Consider the following 21,677-nt stretch of genomic DNA (forward strand, 5'->3'; position numbering starts at 1 on the left):
TAGAAATATTTTTCTTATAAGTTGCAATATAGTAAATTCTAAATTCATTTCTCATAAAAAACGTCATTACCCGAATTGCCAAAGGCAATTATAGGGTAATCTCACCGAGATCGCCCTATAGTTTTCTAAAGAAAACTCGGGCGATGACGTAAATGAATTTAGAATTTACTATACATATCAATCATGACAATTTTTAGCCTTCGTAACGAAATCATTTGTAAAATTACTTATTGATGTTATCTTAAATTCCCGTTTTCCAATTTTTTATTACATAAGAAGGTATTTATATGAAACAGGATAACCCAAACGAACCCGACCAAAAACATAGTTGGCTACAAAAATTACTAGAAAACAACAGTAAAAAACAAGACCCTCTGGAAACAAGTCTGTCCGATTCGAGCAGAGCAGAAAAATCAGCCGACTTAGACGAGTCGGTTAGGTCGGGTCTTAATGCATCGAACAGAGCAAAGCTATCTGAAGAAAATAAAAGTAAAAATCACGTTCAATCATTAAAAGATGAAAGAAGTAAAATCACGGCTGAAGAAGTAATGTGGTTTGGAAGTTAAAATATAACTTAACATAAGTAGGGTTAGACAATATCCTACTTATGTCCCTTTTCAATTTTTATCAATGCTTCTAAAATTTTTCTTCCGATAACCTCCGATTCATATTTTTGAGCCGTCTTATATGCATTCTCAGCAAGTTTTCTAGCCAAAGCCCTGTCGTTTAATAATTTTTCCACCGCCGAAGCTATCATTCTGCTATCGCCTTTTTCAACAATAATTGCATCTTTTTTCTGCGTAGCTATTTCCGCAGGTCCTTCTGAATCGGTAGTGATTACCGCTTTTCCCCTTGCAAAAGCTTCCAGCAAAATTATACCGAAAGGTTCATGTATCGAAGGCAGCACAAAAATATCTATATTATTAAAAAACTTCGACTTATTCTCAACCCACCCCAAAAACTGAACCCTATCATCTAAATGCAAATCCTTAACAAGCTTTTTGAGTATAGGCTCTTCTTCACCTGTTCCGCCTATAACGGCTTTAAAATCAACTGCCCTGTCTTTTAGCTCGGATAAAGACCTTACAAAAAAATCAAATCCTTTTTTTTGTACAAAACGCCCCATAGTACCTATAACAACCGGCACTTTGAATTCACTTATAGCAACTTCGGAACTAGGCATTTTTATCATGTTCGGGATTTTGTATATAGTATCTTCTTTTTGTCCCATAGAGATAAGGGTTGATTTTAGATCTTCGGTTGTCGCAAACATGGCACTAAATCCGATTTGCCTTTTTAAGCTATAATTATGCGTAACGCCGACTATAGGTAGTTTAAGCTTTTGTGCGGGAGACCTTAACAGGATTGCCGCCCTGTTACCGTGTACAATAATTACATCAGGCTTTATTTGCTTCAGGATTTTCTTCAGATAACTTTTAGCCAAAAAGTCAAATATACCTTTATTTTTAACATTAACTATGTTCACCTGAAGACCTACCAGAGCAGGTCTTACCTGAGCATTAGGATGTATAATAGCCGTTACCTTACACCCCTGATTCTTCAGACATGTGCAATAATCTATAAAAGCTTGTTCTATACCTCCTAAACCACGGCTAAACATGGCGTTTACTACATGCATACAAGACCTTTTTTACTATTATCGATATCCAAAAATTAGAAAAAATGCACACAAAGCACCGTTTGGTGGTATCAAAATCTAAAAAGAACCACAAGTTTAAAAACTATACAAGATTATTTGCGACATAAAAGACTTTAATTAACCCAATTGCAAGTTTAACGATCAAACCGTTAAACTTACGTTAATTAATCGTCATCAGGTAATTTACTTTTTTGAACTCGGCAGGCTTTATAATCTCACACGACTCAACCCTTACCGAATGTAACTTACCGTCGAGTTCACGCTCCCAAAAATCCAAAAACCCCTTTAAATGTGGAAAATCAGGGGATTTATCATATTCTTGCCATAAATATGTTTGTAACAAAGAAGGATGGTCGGGCATAAAATAGAAAATATTTGCCGTTGTTAGCCTTAAATCATTTAACATTAACTGCATATAACTCATACAAATAACCTCCATAACCACGAGTTATAAGGTTATTATAGCATAAAATTTGTTAAATTTTGATTAAAATTAACAGAAAAACCATTACAAATAATACTATTCGCCCGTCATTATCCTGTCAACCAGCTCTTTAACCGTAGGAACGAATCCATCTTTATAGAAAGGATCTTGAGCAAACTTGTATGCGTTATGACCTGCAAACATCAATTGATCTTCAATAGAACCGGCTCCATGTGCAATATCCTGCAAGGTTTTTTGTATGCAAAAACTTCTTGGATCGGCTTTTTTACCGGTAGTATAATCATCATGATCCTTCCAGTTACTGAAGCTACAATGACTCAAACAGCCCATGCAATTTACCTGATCCTCATGAATAATATCAGCTTCTTTTTTAGTGACGAATATCAATGTAGATTCCGGCGTTTTCAACGCCTCCACATAACCTTCCGAAATCCATTTAACCGCTCTTTCTTTGTCTTGAGTTTCAACATAGACATTTCTTTTTCTCGGCCCTATAGGCAAGGCTTCGGTTAATACGCCTTCAGGATTAGTAACATACGGAATCTGCCTGTCCTGCCTGCCTTCAAGGCTTCTTAAAAAATCATTCCTCACAGCAGAAGAATAAAAGCCCGTAGGGCTAAATCTATTAAGCAGAACATCGCCCTCACTTAAGGTCAAAAGCCTTTTTTTCCAATCATCAGGCACAGGGCTTTCCTTTGTCAGTATAGGTCTTGTACCGTATTGAAAGCAAATCGGCCCTATCTCAGGGTTATCAAGCCAGTGTGACCAGTCTTTCAAATACCAAACCCCTCCCGCCATAACGATAGGCGTATCATTCAAGCCCACCGAATTCATAAAACTTCTTATTTGTGCAACCCTCGGATACGGGTCTTCCGGATTTTTAGGGTCTTCACTGTTACTTAAACCGTTATGACCTCCGGCAAGCCACGGGTCTTCATATACCACGGCTCCAAGCCTTTCGTATGATTTTGAATATGAACGCTTCCATAATGCCCTGAACGCTCTCATAGATGAAACTATAGGATAATAATAAACATTATATTTTTCTGCTATTTCAGCTAACTTATAAGGCATTCCCGCACCGCATGTAACGCCATGCACAAGCCCCTTAGCACCTTCCAGCACACCTTCTAAAACCCGTTGTGCGCCACCCATTTCCCATAAAACATTTATGTGCAAACGCCCTTCACCGTTAGATGTCTCATGAGCGATTTTAGCCTGATGGATACCGCCTTGAATACCCATTTGGACAAGCTCTTCATGACGTTCGCGCCTCGTATGTCCTTTATAAACTACAGGGATTACATTGCCGTCTTTATCGTAACTATCGGCATTTACGCCCGAGAAGGTTCCCACAGCACCGGCTGCGGCAAAAGCACCCGAACTATCACCGTTAGTTACAGCCACTCCCTTTCCACCCTCAACAATCGGTAAAACTTCTTTCCCTGATATAAGAACCGGTTTTAAATTTTTTAACAAAGTTTATTCCAATTTAAGTTTAAAAATATAGTTAAGAAAAATTTTATATCAAAGACACTTTAATAAGTCCACACGATAAAGACCTTTGACGATAAAAGTTAAAACAAACCTCGTAGTAAAGATTAAAGAATAACCGAGAAAATAACAGGTAGCACCCCTGCTTATTTAAGTATTAGCCGGCATTGCACAGACTACGCATCTTATCATAAGCCGCAGTAAAGCCGCTTAGTGAGTATGTATCGATAGAGTAAGTGCCTTTTGTAGAAGTGCCTTTTATTCTCATTTTCATTCCTTTTTTCATTTTACCTATTGCTATATTATCGTATTTTGCCGTTTTAAACCACGCAAACTCACCGTCTGTCACGCTAAGTTTATATTCCACGTTATCGATAATAGCACGAGGCTCCGTACCTTCTTTATACGGATAACCGCTCGTAATACTGAACTCATCACGATCACCGCTAACATTGGTTACCATCACATAAGGATCGCCCCTATGACTGTAATTACCGGTCTTATTAGTCGGAAAACTAACAATGTAGCACAACTTCCGACTGTTTTGATAAGAAGTATATACCGACCAGTCCTGATATGAGTTTTTAAATTCCTGCGAATTTGCAACCGAAGCTACCGCAAAAAATGAAAAAACTACTGATATAAATAATAATTTATGTCTCATATTAAAAAACTACTTATTTTTTGTTACTATTGACTACGCTAAAGGATTAACGCAAAAATCATTTTTGGTCAAATTATTTTCAAAAAAACCTTGATTTAGGCTAGTATCGGCGGAAAAATAGTTAAAAAATTAACTAACCGATCAGTTTTTTCATCTTTTCCCGAGAGGCTTGAAAACTTGATTCCAACTCACCGAACAGATCTTTGATTTCTTCAATGTTACCACCTTCATCTATCATCATTGAATGAGCTTCGCTCTCAATTTTATCGGCGATATCCGACACTATTTCAGCGCCGAATTCATTGGCAGTATTTTTCATTGTATGGGCAAGAGATTGGATTTTAAGGCAGTCTTTTGACTCAATTCCGTTTTGTATTCCGACAATATAAATTGAGGAATCTTTAAAGAAATTATTTATTTCCGAGGAAAAGTCATCTTCTAATAATTGTTTTATTTTCAGGTACTTTTTCTCATTTATCAAATGTAACATCGTTACAACATAGTAAAAACAAATATGCCTTTACCGCCTCTTTAAAATAATATAAAAACTATTATCATAAATTATACATACCAAAAGTTAACAAACAATTAACCCGAGTCAAAAACAATACCGATTATAACAACACAGCGATTTTAATATGAAAATTCTACTTATAGAAGATGATATAAAAGTATCCGAATATATAATAAACGGCTTAAAAGAAGCAGGGCATAACGTAGACAGCTCAAGGGACGGTAAAGACGGCTTATTTCTTGCTACCACCGAAATTTATGATGTAATTATAGTTGATAGAATGCTGCCGTCAGTTGACGGACTTACAATTATACAGACAATGCGGGCTTCCGATAACAAAACACCTGTTATCATATTAAGTGCACTTGGAGATGTAGACGATAGGGTAAAAGGTCTAAAATCAGGTAGCGATGATTACCTTGTAAAGCCTTTTGCCTTTGTTGAGTTGATGGCAAGAATAGATGCTTTAAGTCGCAGAACGGCAGGTTGCTCAGGGAAGAACCTAACCGTTTTAAAAGCAAGAGGCATTGAACTTGATCTGTTATCCAGAAAAGTAAGGGTAAATGATAAGGAAGTTGATATTCAGGGGCGTGAATTTAACCTCCTTGAATACCTGATGCGAAATAAAGGCAATGTAGTTACCAGAACCATGCTCTTAGAAGGTGTTTGGGATTACAATTTCGACCCTCAAACCAATGTTATAGATGTACATGTCAGCAGGGTACGCAAAAAGATAGGCGATGATGGCGGAAAAATAATCAGGACGGTTCGCGGTGCAGGATATATCATCGAGTAGCCCTCGAAATTATTATCAAAGTTCCAGCTTTAAAATGGCTGCTCTGTTTACGTTTCTGTTAAGCCTGTGCGTAATAATCATAGGATATTTCTTGTATGATTTCAGCCAAAAAAGCTTTTTGAGGGAAACTGAAGCCGCAATTAATAGTGAAATTGAAAACATACTGTCAATCACCTCCGATGCCGGCAGTAAAGGCGTGGAATCTCTAATTACAAAGCGAGGTAAACTAAAAAAACACCCTATATACTACTATCAGGATATAGACGGCAACTTTCTTGCAGGCAATATAGATAATGTTCCCAAGCAAACTTCGCTGATAAAAGAGGGTATAGTCGGTTTTAAAATAGACATAAACGGCACAGAGCATCAGGTTGCCGCCAAAATACACACATTTGCCGACGGTTCAAAGCTATTGGTAGCAAGGAACATTCACGACATAATAACCGGCTATAACAAGCTGAAAACTTTCAGTATTTTTATTATAATCTTTATGTTACTGGTAGTTTTGATAAGCTTCCTGATAAGTAACTTTGTTGTCAGCCGTATAAACAAAATAACCAATACGGTACGGCAGATAATAGACACAGGCGACCTGTCACGCCGGATATCGACCGATAGCAATTGGGACGACCTTAGCTATCTTTCCGATACGCTTAATCATATGCTGGAAAAAATAGAATCCCTGATGCAGAGTGTAAAGCAGGTCAGCGACAATATCGCCCATGATTTAAAAACCCCTATAACAAGACTAAGGGGGGACTTAGATAACTTAAAGAACAAAAAGCTTACCGGAAAAGATATTTCACAACTGGTAGATGAAGCAGACAGGATAATAAATATATTTAATTCCCTATTGAGAATCGCAAATATTGAAAAAGGCAAGTCATCGCAAAATTTCGCCGATATACAAATAAACACCGTTTTAAAAGACGCAGTTGAACTTTATGAGCCTTTCATACACGAAAATAACTTGCACATTAACTTTGAGGCGGAAGAAACTCTACTTATAAATGCAGATAAGGACATGTTGTTCCAGATGTTCGCAAATATAATTGATAATGCTATAAAATTCTCACCTTCTAACAGCGATATTAATATCAGGCTATCAAAAGAAAAAAATTATGCACTGGTATCCATATCCGATAAAGGAGCGGGGATAAATAAAAATGATTACGAAAAAGTTTTCGAGCGTTTTTACAGAGCCGATAAAAGCCGCAATACACACGGTCACGGTCTTGGACTAAGCATGGTTAAGGCTATTGTAGATATCCACAAGGGAATAATAAAATTAGAGGATAACAATCCGGGTTTAATAGTAAATATCTATATACCTATAAGATAAAAATTAAAATCTTTTAATATATCAAAGACCTTTATTTAATGTAGCCTGTATTATAATGTTCTTATTAAATATAATACGGATTCTTTTTTATGAAAATTGCTATAATAGGGAGTGGAATTTCCGGGCTTGGTTCGGCCTATTTACTGGGCAAAGAGCATGATATTACCATATATGAAAAAAATGATTATATCGGAGGGCATAGCCGTACCGTAGATGTAAAAATTGACGGTAAGGACATAGCTGTTGATACGGGCTTCATAGTTTTTAATTACCGCAATTATCCTAACCTTTCGGGGCTGTTTAACCATCTGGGCGTAAAGGTTGCAAAAAGCGATATGTCGTTCGGTGTAAGTATTGATAATGGCCGGCTTGAATACGGCACACGCAGACCTTTTGATATATTCGCCCAAAAAAGGAATCTACTACGCCCCAAATACTGGGAAATGCTTTTTGACATATTAAAATTCAACAAAAATGCAGACAAATATGTTAATAGGGACATCACCCTCGGAAAGCTCCTTGATGAACTTGGAACGGGCGATTGGTTCCGTAATTACTATCTTTTAGCTATGGGTGCTGCTATATGGAGTACGCCCACTAAAGGAATGCTTGATTTTCCTGCAAAAACATTTATCAAATTTTTCGATAATCACGGTCTGCTTACAGTTAACGACCAACCCCAATGGTACACTGTCGAAGGCGGAAGCAAAGAATATGTTAAGATAATTACAAAGAAACTTACAAACAGTGTCAGATTGTCATGCGGAGTTGAAAAAATAATCCGCAAAGAAAGCCATGTCGAGATATTATCCATTGACGGAAAAAAAGAAAAATATGACGCTGTAATCTGTGCTTGCCATAGCGATCAGGCTTTGAAAATGCTTGATGAGCCTACTGCCGATGAACAAAAAATACTCCAATCAATAAAATACCAACCAAATGAGATGTATTTACATTCCGACACAACCTTTATGCAAAAAAGGCAGGGGGCATGGTCTAGCTGGGTTTACCTGTCCGAAGGTAAGGAGGACAACTCCGAAAATATAAGCCTTAGCTATTGGATGAACAACCTACAACCGCTAGAAACCGACAAAACCGTCATAGTTACACTTAATCCGCACAGAAAACCGGACGAATCTGTTATTTACGACCACTATACTTTTGAACACCCTGTTTTTGATGATGATGCTATAAAAGCTCAGGAAAATATAGAAAAAATTCAAGGCAAGGATAAGATATGGTACACAGGGGCATGGCTTCAATACGGGTTCCATGAAGACGGTCTGTCAAGTGCCGTAAAGGTCGCAAAAAAACTCGGAGCAAAAATACCATGGCAATAGATGCTCGGATATTTAACGCAAAAGTTATGCATAAGCGTCTATTCCCGAAGGTTAACGGCTTTACATACGGTATATATTACATAGCATTACCGCTTGAGCAACTGAACGAAAAATCTACTGCCCTTCCCGATATATCTATAAATAAATATGCATATTTAAGCTTTTATGAAAAAGACCACGGCAGCCGTGAAGGAACAAATCTTGAATTATGGATAAGAAAAATCTTAAAAGAACATAACATAAACGAACATATTAAGGAGATACAATTAGTATGTATGCCAAGGGTGTTCGGTTATGTTTTTAATCCCGTAAGTTTTTGGCTTTGCTTTGATAAAAATGAAAAATTAATAGCAGTTCTATGCGAAGTTAATAACACTTTCGGAGAAACGCACAGCTATCTTTGTTATAATAAAGACATGAAGGAAATTAAAACCGATGATATCATAAAAACAAAAAAGCTATTCCATGTATCACCTTTTTTAAAAAGAGAAGGAGGCTATAAATTCAGATTTTCATTAAACGGCAATAAGCTGGGTATATGGATAGATTTCTACGATTCGGAGGGCAAAAAACAGCTAATTACCTCACTTATCGGAACATTAGAACCCCTTACAAAAGAGAGTCTGAGAAAAGCATTTTACAAACACCCATTGGTAACATTAAAAACTATTTTTCTAATCCATTGGCAGGCAATAAAGCTTATCATTAAAGGAATAAAATATATCCCTAAGCCCAAACAACTAAAAGACAGGATAAGTAAAAATTAAAAAAGTTTAATTTAACAGTAACCACCTATTTATATACTAAGCGGTATAATAGTAATTGTTTTCATTAGTACGGGACTATAATAATGCTAGAAAAACAGGTTATTAATAAATTTCTTCAACAGCTTGAGAAAATTCAATACGGCTCTGTCGGGGTAACTACTCCCGATGGGAAAAAATATTATTTTGCAGGTAAAAATTCCGCAACCCATGCCGATTTAAAAATTCATGATTACAGGGCAATAACCAACCTTTTGGCGAAAGGTGATATAGGGTTTGCCGAGAGCTACCGTGACGGCTTGTTTGACTCGGACAACCTCGAAAATCTCTTAACAGTAGCCTTGCAAAATGCCCAAATAATGGAAAGTTACCTATATGGAGGCAAGTTTTCAGGCATAATGGCACAATTGCTTTATTACATGCGTTCAAACACCCTAAAAGGCAGCCGTAGGAACATTCAGGCACATTACGATTTGGGAAATGATTTTTATTCCTTGTGGCTAGACCCTACAATGTCTTATTCGGCAGCCATATTCAAAGATGAAAACGAGCCTTTAGTTCAGGCACAACACAACAAATATGATAGAATAATAAATAGCTTAGACACAAATTCCGGAAGCCTTCTTGAAGTAGGCTGCGGGTGGGGTGGCTTTGCCGATAGGGCTGTTGAAAAAGGTGATTTCGCATTAAAGGGAATAACAATATCAAATCAACAATATCACTACGCAAAAGAAAGGCTAAAAAATAATGCCGACATAGTTTTAGAAGATTATCGTAAACTAGAAGGAAGATACGATAATATCGTATCAATTGAAATGTTTGAAGCTGTAGGGGAAAAATTCTGGACAACATATTTCAGTAAAATGAAATCATTACTAAGTCAGAAAGGAAAAGCCGTAATACAGACTATAACTATTGACGAGCAGTATTTTGAACGATACAGAAAAACCGGTGATATGGTAAGAAGTTTTATTTTCCCCGGCGGTATGTTACCTTCGGTAACACGCTTTAAACAAGAAGCGGCAAAAGAAGACTTAAACGTAAAACACATACACAGCTTCGGTCAGGATTACGCGAAAACACTAAAGCACTGGTCAAAGTCATTTGAAAGCAATCTGCCGAAAATCAGAAAAATCGGCTTTGACGAAAAGTTCATAAGGCTATGGCGTTTTTATTTATGTGCCTGCACTGCAAGCTTTACGGCAGGCAGAACAAACGTAGTTCAGGCAGAGTTAAGCCATGCTTAGATATTTTATCATTTCATCAATTATATTATTTAGTTTTTGTCAGACAAGCTTTGCTGAAAATTATCTGGAAAAACATATCCAATCTCCAAAAATAATAGGCAGCTCAAAATTCAAGGTTATGTTCTGGCATGTTTATGATGCGAGCTTATACTCAACCGACGGGAAGTTCTCTTTTGACAAAACATTCGCCCTCAAGCTCGACTATAAAAGAAAATTAGAGGGCGAAAAAATAGCAGAAAGGTCTGCCGAAGAAATGCGTAAAATAGGTTTTAATGATGAAGTAACTCTGGCAGGCTGGTTTTCGCAAATGCGTAGTATATTCCCGAATGTCGATAACGGTAATTATATTACGGGAATATATATACCGGGTGAAAATACTATATTTTATATGGACGGTAAAAAAATAGGTGAGATAAGTGATAAGGAGTTCGGAAAATGGTTTTTCGGTATATGGCTTAGTAAAAAAACAAGCGAGCCTGAACTTCGCTCAAAACTTCTGGGAATACGCTGATGCGTGAACAAATATCCGCAAAAGAGCTTGTATCATATGGCAGCCTTGCCGCTCCCCTATCTTTTGCGGGTATCTCCATTTATGTAAACGCCCCCGACTATTATGCAACACAGTACGGCATGTCATTAGGCACACTTGGACTAGCCTTACTGGCATTGCGTTTTATAGATGGAATACAAGACTCTATCATAGGTTATTTAAGTGATAGGAACATTCACAAACGAACGATTTTCATGCCCTTATCACTGATAATACTTGGTATAAGTTTTTTCATGCTGTTTAGCCCCATAACAAGCCATTATTTAATATGGTTCATATTAATGATATTTATATCTACTACGGCATTTAGCATTTTAACTATAAACCTTAACTCGATAGGTGCAATGTGGAGCCGTAATAGCGAACAAAAAACTACTATAGCCGCATATAGGGAAATATTCGGCATCATCGGTTTATTAATTGCGATAACACTTCCTTCAATATTACAAATGCAAATGGGCAAGGTATCCGCGTTCTTTATTATGGGATTAACACTTCTTATGTTAATAGCCCTCACTTTGCCCGTATTTTTTTCTTTAAGTGATAAAATTATACTAAAAAGTATATCGCCAACAAAATTAAACGTAACTTCGCTACCTACAATTCCCAATAAAATCAAACAGTTTTATATAGTTTACGCCTTGAGTATGCTTGCATCATCGATTCCTGCCGTTTTAGTATTATTTTTTATAAGGGACAGGTTGGATTTAGAAAATTATACGGGATTATTCCTGCTTACATATTTTGCAGCAGGTGCGATAGGCATACCTTTATGGAAAAAATTAAGCATAAAAAAATCGAAAAACATTGCATGGCTATACTCTATGTTGCTGGCAATTATAGTGTTCTTTTGGGCAACATTTTTAAACCAAGGAAGTTTCTGGCAGTATTTAATTATATGCCTGCTATCGGGCATAGCTTTCGGGGCAGATCTTGTTTTGCCACATTCGATTCTTGCCGATTATACCGACAATAAAAAAGATAGTAAGCATTCATCTTTTTATTACGGCATACTTGCTTTTTTAGCCAAATTATCTTTCGCACTGGCTGCGGCAATATCATTGCCATTATTGGAAAGTCAGGGCTTTGCACCTGCAAAAGTAAACTCTGAACATGCACTTACGGTATTAAGTATCATTTATGGTGCTATTCCGTGTGTGATAAAAATATTTTCAATATTACTACTTAGGAGAATGACAAATGCTACAAAAACTGATTATCATAGGAGCTTTAATAATGTTAAATAGTTGCGGAAACAAACTTGATGTATATAAGGACACTGAACCCAAAGCCGATATAAAAGAATACTTTAGCGGCAATATTAAAGCATGGGGGCTGGTGCAGAAACGCAGCGGTGAGGTAACTACACGGTTTGACGTTGATATGGTAGGAAAGTGGGACGGGAACAAGGGAACATTAACAGAAGATTTCCGCTATTATGACGGAAAAACCCAGCAAAGAATCTGGACACTTACTAAAAATGAAAACGGAACTTATACCGGAAAGGCAGGCGACATAATAGGCGAAGCGAATGGAAAATCCGAAGGTAGTGCCGTAAATTGGTCATACACGATGGATATACCTGTAGACGGAAAAACTTACAGGGTAAAACTTGATGACTGGATGTGGCTTATGAATGACGGTATATTGATTAATCGCTCTTATATAAAGAAATTCGGTATAGTAGTAGCGGAACTTACTTTATTCATGCAAAAACAGGATTAGCATGCCTTTTGACAACCAAAATATATGGATAATAGGTGCAAGTAGCGGTATCGGTAAAGAACTTGCCACACAGCTTGATGCCCTTGGAGCAAAACTTATATTAACTGCCCGTGATAAGGACAAACTAAATGAGCTGAACAAGCAGTTAAATAACAAACATAGCGTTGAAGCACTTGATGTCTCAAATCATTCAGATGTAAAGAAAGTTAGCAAGCATATTATCAAAAACCATGATAGCGTTGACAGGGTAATATTCCTGCCTGCCCTATATAAGCCCGATTCAATTGAGAATATGGACTTGAAGTTTATGTCCGATCTGGTAGATGTAAACCTCAAAAGTGTTTTTTATATAACAAATGAGGCTTTAAAAATATTTAACAAACAAAAGTTCGGGCAGATTGCCATATGCGGCTCGGTAGCAGGCTATACGGGTCTTGCCAACGGACAGCCATATAGTGCCACAAAAGCAGCTATAATAAACTTTGCCGAAAGCCTTTATCTGGAGTCCCCAAAATACATAGATGTAAAACTCATTAGCCCCGGCTTTGTAAAAACTCCTATGACGGCTAAAAATAAGTTCAAGATGCCGATGATTATCAATCCTCAAGAAGCTGCTAAGTTTATCATACACGGTCTAAATAAAAATAAATTCGAAATACATTTTCCAAAAACATTTACATTTCTGTTAAAAATAGTATCTATGTTACCTTACACGATTAAATTCTATGTAACTAAAAAATTTAGGTAAATATAATGCGGATATTGATTACGGGTGGTACTGGTTTCATTGGTAAAGCCTGTACTAAATTTTTGACCGCAAAAGAACATGAGGTAATTATCCTTACAAGAAGTAAGGATAAAGCACCTTTATATGCCAAAGTAATAAGTGAAATTGACGAAATAAAAAAAGGCGATAAAATCGACGTTATAATAAATCTGGCAGGCGCTCCGATTGATAAACGTTGGACGACAGAATATAAAAACGAGCTAATTTCAAGCAGGGTTGACATCACCGGTAACGTCATATCACTTATAGAAAGATTAAAAACAAAACCGAAATTACTAATCAGTGCATCAGCCATCGGTTACTACGGCTGTCAGGGCGGTGAGAGATTAGTGGAAAAATCAGCACCTGTTACAAATTTCACTCATGAACTATGTAAAACATGGGAAGACGAAGCTTTAAAAGCTAAAAATTACGGTGTAAGAGTTTGCATAGCAAGGCTAGGTGTGGTTTTTGGTATCGGTGGAGGTATGATTGAAAAAGTGCTTCCCTCTTTTAAAAGCGGTCTTGGCAAAAAACTAGGAGACGGTAACCAGTATTTATCATGGGTACATTTACATGATGTAGTAAGAGCATTTAACTTCTTTATTAAACATGATAGCTGTTCGGGAATTTACAATGTTACCGCACCTAATCCTGTAACTAATGAACAATTCACCACTGCCATGAATGATACTCTTCATCTTCCGACATTCTTATTTATACCGGCAGTTTTAATTAAACTGATTTATGGCGAAATGGGTGAAACATTACTTTTACAAGGACAGTATGTTATACCTAAAAAACTGTTGGACGAAGATTTCAGGTTTAATTTTAATACGGTTGAGGAAGCCTTGTCGCAAATTCTGGAAAACCGCAAACAACTTTAAACAACCGCTGCAACCCTTTTATTTACCTCGCTTTTTCCCAATATCTCAACAACCTCAAACATATCGGGAGATACATGAGAGCCTGTAATCGCAGCACGCAGCGGCATCATTATTTTGCCTAGCCCCAATTGCTTGTCTTCAGCGAACTTTCTTATAAAACTTTCAATACTCACAGCCTCCCAACTTTCAAGCTCCTCAAAGCTAATCAACAAATCACGTAACACTTGCGTGGCATCGCCGGATAAAGCTTTTTGTGCTTGCGGCGTAAATTCCGAAGGAACACCAAAAGCATAAAACAATGACAAATCAGTCAGCTCATTTAGATTTTTAACTCTTTGCTTTAAAGAGGTCATACCTTTAGTTAGCCACTTTTTAGATAAATCATCAATCGGCTTTCCAATTCTTTTTTCTAACAATGGGGTAATCAGCCCGACAAGACGCTCATCATCGGCTTTTGAAATATAATGTGAGTTCAAATTATCAAGTTTTACAAAATCAAACCTTGAAGGTGACTTGCCCAATGATTCCAAATTGAACCAATTTATTGCCTGCTCGGTAGAAATTATCTCATCATCGCCATGACTCCACCCAAGCCTTAGCAAATAATTACATATAGCCTCAGGCAGATATCCCATATCCCTATAAGCCTCAACTCCTAATGCTCCGTGTCGTTTGGACATTTTTGCTCCATCAGCTCCGTGAATGAGCGGTATATGTGCATAAACAGGGCTTTTCCAATCTAAAGCATCATATATCAATTGCTGTCTTGTTGCATTCGTTAAATGGTCATCTCCCCTTATAACATGGGTAACTTCCATATCATGATCATCGACAACCACTGCCAGCATGTATGTAGGCGTTCCGTCAGAACGCAAGATTATCATATCATCTTGTTCTGAATTTTGTACTACCACACGCCCCTGCACAACATCTTCTATTGCCGTTTCACCCTCCTGCGGAGCTTTCAGCCTTATTGCAGGCTCAATATCATTGGGGATATCCGCCCTATGACGGCAAGTCCCGTCATATTTAGGACTGCGTTTTTCCGCCATTGCCTGCTCACGCTTTGCATCTAGTTCTTCTTTTGTGCAATAGCACTTATACGCTTTTTTTTTCGATACCAGCTCCAAAGCAACTTCTTTGTGCCTTTCCACCCTTGAGAATTGATAAAATTCATCGTCCCAGTTAAGCCCAAGCCACTTCATGCCGTCTAAAATAGCGTTTACGGCTTCATCAGTGGAACGCTTACGATCCGTATCTTCTATTCTCAGAAGGAATTTACCGCCTTTATTTTTAGCGTAAAGCCAATTAAACAAAGCGGTTCTGGCACCTCCTATATGTAAAAAACCTGTGGGAGAGGGAGCAAAACGGGTTACAACTGTCATTTTATGTAATATCAATTAATTAAATTCGCTGTAGATTATTACATCAAAGACTTTAAAAAGTAAACTGTTAGGATTTACGAAAGTGTTAATAAACATGGTGTTTAAATTCAACCTTTCTTCCGAAGAACGTATTCAAGCTTTTGAATTGCAAGATCTTGCATTTGTTTTTGGGTCACGCCTTTAACGGGAGCCACTATACATGTCTCTGTGCCGGTCTTGGGGTCAATAGCACTGACTTTAACAGAGTCCCCTACCCTAACAAACTCAATTATATACTGATTATCGGCATCAGATTGCATTTTAATATATAATCAAAATTATAAGAACAATCCAAACTTATACTAATTCAACTTATGTTGCAACATTGAAGCACTTTCACCTTCAGGCAGCTGAACAACACGCCATGCATCTTCATCAGCGAAGAATTCATGCAACAACTTATTATTAAGCCCGTGTCCCGATTTAAATCCTGAAAGATGCCCTTTCAAATAAGCTCCGGCTAGATATATATCACCGATACAATCCAGCACTTTATGGCGGACAAATTCATTTGAGTAACGCAGACCTTCTTTATTGATAACACCACCATCGTTTACAACTATAGCGTTATCTAAAGAGCCGCCTCTTGCAAGACCGTTTTTCCTCATAAGGTCAACTTCCTGTTCAAAACAGAAAGTACGCGCACGACATAACTCACCTTTAAAAGTAACATCACGTGAGTCAAAAATAGCTTTTTGATTTGATATCACTTTATCACCGAAATCTATTTCCAGACCGACAGAAAAGCCTTCCGCAGGAGCGATAGATATATATCCGCTATCTGCCTTATCGCTTTCAGTCACTCTTATTTCTTTTAGAACTTCAATTACCTTACGTGTTTTATTTTGCTCTTTAACACCGGCACAATCAACAAGGAAAACGAAAGGCTCAGAACTACCGTCCATGATAGGCACTTCCGGAGCGTCTATCTCAATAACACAGTTATCAATACCACAGCCCCACAAAGCCGCCATTAAATGCTCTACGGTAGCAACCCTTACTCCGTCTTTATTGCATAATGTAGTGCCAAGCATGGTATTTGAAACATTTTTATAAGATGCTTCAACAACATTATCCTTGTCTTTAACATCAGTACGTATGAACACGATACCCGTATCTTCGGAGGCAGGATTTAATACTAAGCCTGTTTTCACTCCCGAATGCAAACCCACACCGACGCAGCTTACCTTATTTGCTAATGTTTTCTGATAACTGAACATAATTGTTATTTCCTTTATTTTAATGTGCTTTGCTTCCTGCAAATGACACGTAACCTCAATTACAACATAGCAATATGCCTTTGTATCTACAAATCACTCTTTATTACTAATTGTTACAGGATTAAATATTGCTCAGCCGGCAACGGGACTAACGGCATTAAAAATTTCCATTACGAACTTTTTTCCGAAGAAAATTATTAAAGTAGTTATGGTAATTCCTACCGTTCCGGTCACCATACCCAATATTATAAATATTCCGTCCTTACTTAATAATCCCAGCGACATAAAAAGAATTCCTACAGCGGGTATAAGATTTGTAAATGGCAGAGGTATCAATATAGAAATGGCAAAAAAAAGTGCAAAAAATCCTATCACTTTTTCACCCTCGGGCGATGAGGCAAACGAAAATCTCGGTCGCAAGACCCTCTCGGCTTTTCTCAAGTATGGAGCCGCTTTTTCAACGATTAGTGCCACAGTTTCACGCTTTATTGTTTTTGCACCTATTTTTTTAGGCATCCAAGGTGAATCCATTCCCCTTATCATTTGTATTGAAAAAACTATCAACGGAATTGCCGGAACGGCAGTAAGACCGGGCGGCAATGCAGGAACGCATAACGGAAGGGCAAAAAACACCATTAAAATCCCGAACCCTCTTTCATGCAAAGCAGTTTTTATTTCATGTAATGATATTCTATCGTTGCGGTTATCCCTAACCACACCTTCTAAAACATCAGATGCCAGCCTGTCTTTTTTACTCATTTATATGTATTATTATTACCTTGTCAGAATAGATTGTAACATGTTTGCATAAGCACAGCTACAAAAAATAATCCTCAAAAATAAAAATAATATAAAATTTTAAAATAAAACATAGTTATTATATCTTTAGCACAATCAAGCAATCCTATTAATGTTATCACTGAAAATATAAAGTAAAAATAATAAATTTACTTAATTCCTTCTTATGAAGTATTTTGCCGTTTTTTAGAAAAAATCAAGGGAACAACACACGGCATAAAAACTATTACAACGAACGCAAGACAAGCTAAAGATTAAAAAAACAACTACTTATCAACATACATGGTTTCATCTTCCGCCACATATCCGAGCAACCGCCTAGCCTGTTCGTCCAACAGGTCGGGGTCAACCGACTCATCTCTTAGCAGGGCAACTCTGTTTTCAAGCCTTAATTTTTCAGCACTCACATAATCAAGCTCGGTTTTTGCTTCGGCAACCTTCTTTTGAATATCTATCATAGACAAAAGACCGCTCTCACCGCTTATTACGTGATAAAAGAAGTATCCGAATACCAACATCAGTAAGAGAGTCCCTATAGACCCTATCAAGCTTACACCTGAAGAGGAAGAAGAATGCATACTTTGCTTTCCGTTTATTTGTTATTTATAGCTATTAATATTATGGCAGATTGCTGCAAAAATCAAGGAACTAATTAGCCCGCAATTCTCAGTTTCGCAGTTTTCAAAACTCTTTTACCAGGATACACAGCCTCATTGTCCAGATATTCTTCTATCCTGATTAGCTCATTATATTTTGCCAGCCTGTCCGAGCGTGACAAAGAGCCGGTTTTTATCTGACCTGCGTTAGTTGCAACGGCTATATGTGCTATGGTTGAGTCCTCGGTTTCACCCGACCTGTGTGAAACTATAGCATTATATCCGGCTTCCTGTGCAATAGAAATAGCCTCAAGAGTTTCGGATAACGTACCTATTTGATTAACTTTTATCAAAATTGCATTTGCCAGTCCGTCTTTGATTCCTTTTTTTAGTATCTCAGGGTTTGTAACAAAAAGGTCATCGCCTACAAGCTGCACCTTATCCCCTAATTCTTTTGTAATTTTTCTCCACCCTTCATAGTCATCTTCCGCCATAGCATCTTCTATAGAAACGATAGGGTATTTTAATATTAATGACTCATAATATTTTATAAGTTCATCTGAATTAAGCTTTTTCCCCTCGCCTTTCAGGTTATATACACCGTCTTTATAAAACTCGGTTGAAGCCGCATCTAAAGCTATAGCCACATCATGCATAGGTTGATAACCGGCATCTTCAATAGCCTTGATAATATAGCTTAACGCCTCATCAGAACTAGCCAAATCAGGGGCAAATCCTCCCTCGTCACCAACGCTCGTACTATAACCGTCTCTATCTAGGTTTTTCTTTAATTTATGGAATATTTCAGAGCCGATACGTATCGCATCACTTATGCTTTTAGCCGACACAGGCATTATCATGAATTCCTGTATATCAATAGGGTTATTCGCATGTTCCCCGCCATTTATTATATTCATCATCGGAACGGGCATTACAACGGCTTCTTCTCCGCCCAGATACTCGGCAAGAGGAATGTTCATACTATCGGCGGCAGCCCTTGCAACGGCAAGCGAAACTCCTAAAATCGCATTAGCCCCCAGCCTTTGCTTATTTTTGGTTCCGTCAAGCTCTATCATAGCCTTATCAATAGCAGCTTGATCGTATGCGTCCATTCCGACAACCACATCGGATATTTCGGTATTTACTGCATTAACGGCTCTCAAAACACCTTTTCCGTTATAACGATCTTTGTCACCGTCACGCAATTCCCAAGCCTCTAACGAGCCTGTTGAAGCACCCGAGGGAACTCCCGCACGACCAAAAGCACCGTCTTCCAACACAACATCAACTTCCACCGTCGGATTACCTCGACTATCAATAATTTCACGTGCCTGAATCTGAGAGACTGTTACCATTTTAAACCCTGCTTTTATTTACACTTTACAACATTAATAATAAGGCACTTTCTTTTACACTAGTAAATAAGGCAATTTGTAAAAAACCAAATTAGCCGATGATTAACAAAGCGTGAATGAGTCCGAACCGTACTATAGTTAAACTATCAGGGCTATTTTTTAATATATAAGTTCATTGTTAGCAAGGCATTTATGCCAAAACTACGCAACAATCCTTACTGATCTTCCAGATGCCTGTGAGGACCGGAGTGTTTATGCGAGTGGATATATAACTTGCCGTCCTTATCCATATGCTCATGCATTTCATTTGGTCCTAAATTTTTCATTAACCTGTAATGACTAGGCTTCGGCTCTGGAACGTTTATAGGTTCCGGCTGAGGCTGAGGTCTAGGTGCGGGAGGCTGAGGCACAGGAACAATAATCGGCTTAGGAGCAGGAGTTTGAGGCAAAGGTTGTTTCTGCCCCTTACCGCCGCAATCCATAAGGTCATAAATATGCCCCAGATATTCTATACGGGCATTGGCTTTTTTTATAGCTTCTTCGCCATCTACAAAACCACTCACCCAGCAAAGGGGCATTAAAGACTCACCCAAACCTATAGCCTGCTCTTGTGCGGCTGCATTTCTGTAGTGTTCGGCCTCATTAATCTCAAGTATAATATCTTTACAGGCAAGTTTTTTGTCACTTCTTTGAATTGCAGTAACCCTTAACGGCACACCGCAGGTACATGATGATAATAAAAAAAACAGACAGCCTATTACTGTTATTTTTTTAATTTCCAATTCAAAGCTCCCGACAAATTTCATAAAAAGAGCGGACACTATACACCAAAACAGCACAAAATGAAATATTAAATTCCGGTTAATCCCATATAATCGGATATACAAACCATGATTTTATAGATTTTTTCAAAAACATTGCTATATTTTAACACATGATTAAAAAAATATCCGTTTATACTAAAATATTTGTTCTGACTCTTTTGCTGGTTTCGGGGAGGGTAAGTGCTGAAGAAAACCATTCCCAAGCCGTTAGCCCGCAAGATTTAGCCACATACCAAAATGATATTGAACGAATTGAAAATTACCTCAATGCCATTAAAACTTTAGTTGCACCTTTTACCCAGACTTCATCTGATGACGGCAACGCAGACGGCACTTTTTATCTTTCAAGACCGGGTAAATTAAGATGGGAATATAACCCTCCCACCCCAATCCTTATTATAGCCAAAGGTTCGTTACTTACCTACTATGACTCGGAGTTAAATCAGATAAGCCATATAAGCCTTGATGACGGTCTTTCCGGATTTTTAACAAGAGAGAATATAAGCTTCGGCAGTAACGATATCTCAATATTAAAATTTACAAAAGAAAACGGAAAAATAGAGATTACCATCAGCCAAAAACAAAAAGAGGAAGAAGGTAATTTAACCCTTAGATTTTCAGATGAAACTGCCAAACTTTTAGGCATGACCGTAACCGATGCAATAGGGAAAACTACTACGATTGATTTTATAACTCTTGTTTATGACAAGCCTATTTCTACAAAATTATTTTCCCTTCCAAAAGTTAAAAAATAACATAACAGGAGTATAGCTATGCCAAGCTTTGATATTGTTTCTAAAGTAGATATTCAGGAAGTTGACAATGCGGTCAATTCCGTTCTAAGGGAAGTGGCACAAAGGTTCGACTTCAAAGGCAGTAATTGTACTTTAGAACTTGATGATAACGAGATTACCGTCAAAGCTGACGATGACTATAAGCTAGATCAGATACAGCTTATGCTCAAAGGACATTTTACCAAACGTAAAATTGACGCAAAATCTCTTGATTTCGGCAAACCGGAAATGGCATCGGGGAACTCTGTACGCCAAAAAATAACGGTAAAACAAGGCATTGACTCTGACACTGCAAAATTGATAGTAAAAGAAATAAAGAACAGCAAAATTAAGGTTCAGGCATCAATACGCGGAGAGGAAGTAAGGGTAGACGGTAAAAAACGTGACGATTTGCAAAATGTTATTTCAATGATAAAAGAAAGCAAGCTTGACCTGCCTTTACAATTTATCAACTTTAGGGATTAACACTTTT

25 protein-coding genes are annotated in these 21,677 nt (G+C 37.6%); 13 read left to right on the forward strand and 12 right to left on the reverse strand.

The features are described 5' to 3' along the window. The first annotated feature begins 287 nt into the window (after positions 1–287). Positions 288–566: a hypothetical protein gene (locus O2942_04605; GenBank protein ID MDA0781531.1), complete on the forward strand. Its 279-nt coding sequence runs from the start codon at positions 288–290 to the stop codon at positions 564–566. Between the two features lie 35 nt (positions 567–601). On the opposite strand, the gene O2942_04610 is transcribed toward O2942_04605, so the two are convergent. From O2942_04610 to O2942_04630, 5 genes are all read right to left on the reverse strand, one after another. Continuing rightward, complete coding sequence (locus O2942_04610; GenBank protein ID MDA0781532.1) at positions 602–1,639, reverse strand: glycosyltransferase family 4 protein; 1,038 nt, start codon at positions 1,637–1,639, stop codon at positions 602–604. Positions 1,640–1,820: 181 nt separating this feature from the next. Next, positions 1,821–2,084, reverse strand: coding sequence for a hypothetical protein (locus O2942_04615; protein ID MDA0781533.1), 264 nt, complete (start codon positions 2,082–2,084; stop codon positions 1,821–1,823). Positions 2,085–2,180: 96 nt separating this feature from the next. Further along, entirely contained in the window at positions 2,181–3,584 is a 1,404-nt protein-coding gene (locus tag O2942_04620) for a nitronate monooxygenase (protein ID MDA0781534.1), read from the reverse strand. Between the two features lie 172 nt (positions 3,585–3,756). Continuing rightward, positions 3,757–4,263, reverse strand: coding sequence for an invasion associated locus B family protein (locus O2942_04625; protein MDA0781535.1), 507 nt, complete (start codon positions 4,261–4,263; stop codon positions 3,757–3,759). A 133-nt stretch (positions 4,264–4,396) separates the two neighbouring features. Then, positions 4,397–4,753: an Hpt domain-containing protein gene (locus O2942_04630; GenBank protein MDA0781536.1), complete on the reverse strand. Its 357-nt coding sequence runs from the start codon at positions 4,751–4,753 to the stop codon at positions 4,397–4,399. 148 nt (positions 4,754–4,901) lie between these two features. Here O2942_04630 and O2942_04635 point away from each other — a divergent pair, with 148 nt between their 5' ends. From O2942_04635 to O2942_04680, 10 genes are all read left to right on the forward strand, one after another. After that, the gene (locus tag O2942_04635; protein ID MDA0781537.1) at positions 4,902–5,573 is read left to right on the forward strand and encodes a response regulator transcription factor; all 672 of its coding nucleotides are present in this window, start codon (positions 4,902–4,904) and stop codon (positions 5,571–5,573) included. A gap of 34 nt (positions 5,574–5,607) precedes the next feature. Further along, positions 5,608–6,915, forward strand: coding sequence for a HAMP domain-containing sensor histidine kinase (locus O2942_04640; protein MDA0781538.1), 1,308 nt, complete (start codon positions 5,608–5,610; stop codon positions 6,913–6,915). Between the two features lie 89 nt (positions 6,916–7,004). Then, on the forward strand, positions 7,005–8,255 hold the full coding sequence (locus O2942_04645) for an FAD-dependent oxidoreductase (GenBank protein ID MDA0781539.1): 1,251 nt from the start codon (positions 7,005–7,007) through the stop codon (positions 8,253–8,255). Beyond that, entirely contained in the window at positions 8,246–9,022 is a 777-nt protein-coding gene (locus O2942_04650; GenBank protein ID MDA0781540.1) for a DUF1365 domain-containing protein, read from the forward strand. Before O2942_04645 ends, O2942_04650 begins: the two co-directional genes overlap by 10 nt. 83 nt (positions 9,023–9,105) lie before the next feature. Further along, the gene (locus tag O2942_04655; protein ID MDA0781541.1) at positions 9,106–10,266 is read left to right on the forward strand and encodes a cyclopropane-fatty-acyl-phospholipid synthase; all 1,161 of its coding nucleotides are present in this window, start codon (positions 9,106–9,108) and stop codon (positions 10,264–10,266) included. Further along, on the forward strand, positions 10,259–10,777 hold the full coding sequence (locus tag O2942_04660) for a chalcone isomerase family protein (GenBank protein MDA0781542.1): 519 nt from the start codon (positions 10,259–10,261) through the stop codon (positions 10,775–10,777). Before O2942_04655 ends, O2942_04660 begins: the two co-directional genes overlap by 8 nt. Then, the gene (locus tag O2942_04665) at positions 10,777–12,063 is read left to right on the forward strand and encodes an MFS transporter (protein ID MDA0781543.1); all 1,287 of its coding nucleotides are present in this window, start codon (positions 10,777–10,779) and stop codon (positions 12,061–12,063) included. Before O2942_04660 ends, O2942_04665 begins: the two co-directional genes overlap by 1 nt. After that, on the forward strand, positions 12,053–12,541 hold the full coding sequence (locus tag O2942_04670; GenBank protein MDA0781544.1) for a DUF3833 domain-containing protein: 489 nt from the start codon (positions 12,053–12,055) through the stop codon (positions 12,539–12,541). Before O2942_04665 ends, O2942_04670 begins: the two co-directional genes overlap by 11 nt. Before the next feature lies 1 nt (position 12,542). Further along, positions 12,543–13,289: an SDR family NAD(P)-dependent oxidoreductase gene (locus O2942_04675; protein ID MDA0781545.1), complete on the forward strand. Its 747-nt coding sequence runs from the start codon at positions 12,543–12,545 to the stop codon at positions 13,287–13,289. 5 nt (positions 13,290–13,294) lie between these two features. Beyond that, positions 13,295–14,194 carry a TIGR01777 family oxidoreductase gene (locus O2942_04680; GenBank protein MDA0781546.1) on the forward strand — a complete coding sequence of 300 codons (900 nt, stop codon included), beginning with the start codon at positions 13,295–13,297 and terminating at the stop codon, positions 14,192–14,194. On the opposite strand, the gene gltX is transcribed toward O2942_04680, so the two are convergent. The 7 genes from gltX to O2942_04715 all read right to left on the reverse strand — a co-directional run bounded on the left by gltX (position 14,191) and on the right by O2942_04715 (position 20,369). Further along, entirely contained in the window at positions 14,191–15,579 is a 1,389-nt protein-coding gene (gltX, locus tag O2942_04685) for a glutamate--tRNA ligase (protein ID MDA0781547.1), read from the reverse strand. The two genes, O2942_04680 and gltX, sit on opposite strands and share 4 nt — an antisense overlap. Before the next feature lie 107 nt (positions 15,580–15,686). Further along, positions 15,687–15,878: a hypothetical protein gene (locus tag O2942_04690; protein MDA0781548.1), complete on the reverse strand. Its 192-nt coding sequence runs from the start codon at positions 15,876–15,878 to the stop codon at positions 15,687–15,689. 42 nt (positions 15,879–15,920) lie between these two features. After that, positions 15,921–16,838 carry a UDP-3-O-acyl-N-acetylglucosamine deacetylase gene (gene lpxC, locus O2942_04695; GenBank protein ID MDA0781549.1) on the reverse strand — a complete coding sequence of 306 codons (918 nt, stop codon included), beginning with the start codon at positions 16,836–16,838 and terminating at the stop codon, positions 15,921–15,923. Positions 16,839–16,970: 132 nt separating this feature from the next. Further along, on the reverse strand, positions 16,971–17,597 hold the full coding sequence (locus O2942_04700) for an exopolysaccharide biosynthesis protein (protein ID MDA0781550.1): 627 nt from the start codon (positions 17,595–17,597) through the stop codon (positions 16,971–16,973). Between the two features lie 305 nt (positions 17,598–17,902). After that, positions 17,903–18,214, reverse strand: coding sequence for a septum formation initiator family protein (locus O2942_04705; protein MDA0781551.1), 312 nt, complete (start codon positions 18,212–18,214; stop codon positions 17,903–17,905). 74 nt (positions 18,215–18,288) lie between these two features. Beyond that, complete coding sequence (gene eno / locus O2942_04710; GenBank protein ID MDA0781552.1) at positions 18,289–19,587, reverse strand: phosphopyruvate hydratase; 1,299 nt, start codon at positions 19,585–19,587, stop codon at positions 18,289–18,291. Between the two features lie 215 nt (positions 19,588–19,802). Beyond that, positions 19,803–20,369 (reverse strand): hypothetical protein, encoded by a 567-nt coding sequence (locus tag O2942_04715; protein MDA0781553.1) that lies wholly within the window; start codon positions 20,367–20,369, stop codon positions 19,803–19,805. 152 nt (positions 20,370–20,521) lie between these two features. On the opposite strand from O2942_04715, the gene O2942_04720 reads away from it, so the two are divergent. Together O2942_04720 and O2942_04725 are read left to right on the forward strand one after the other, a co-directional pair. Then, on the forward strand, positions 20,522–21,166 hold the full coding sequence (locus tag O2942_04720; protein ID MDA0781554.1) for an outer membrane lipoprotein carrier protein LolA: 645 nt from the start codon (positions 20,522–20,524) through the stop codon (positions 21,164–21,166). Positions 21,167–21,184: 18 nt separating this feature from the next. After that, complete coding sequence (locus O2942_04725) at positions 21,185–21,670, forward strand: YajQ family cyclic di-GMP-binding protein (protein ID MDA0781555.1); 486 nt, start codon at positions 21,185–21,187, stop codon at positions 21,668–21,670. Positions 21,671–21,677: the final 7 nt, after the last annotated feature.

The sequence above is a fragment of the Pseudomonadota bacterium genome (genome assembly GCA_027620075.1).
Classification (GTDB): Bacteria; Pseudomonadota; Alphaproteobacteria; order Rickettsiales; family UBA6187; genus 1-14-0-20-39-49.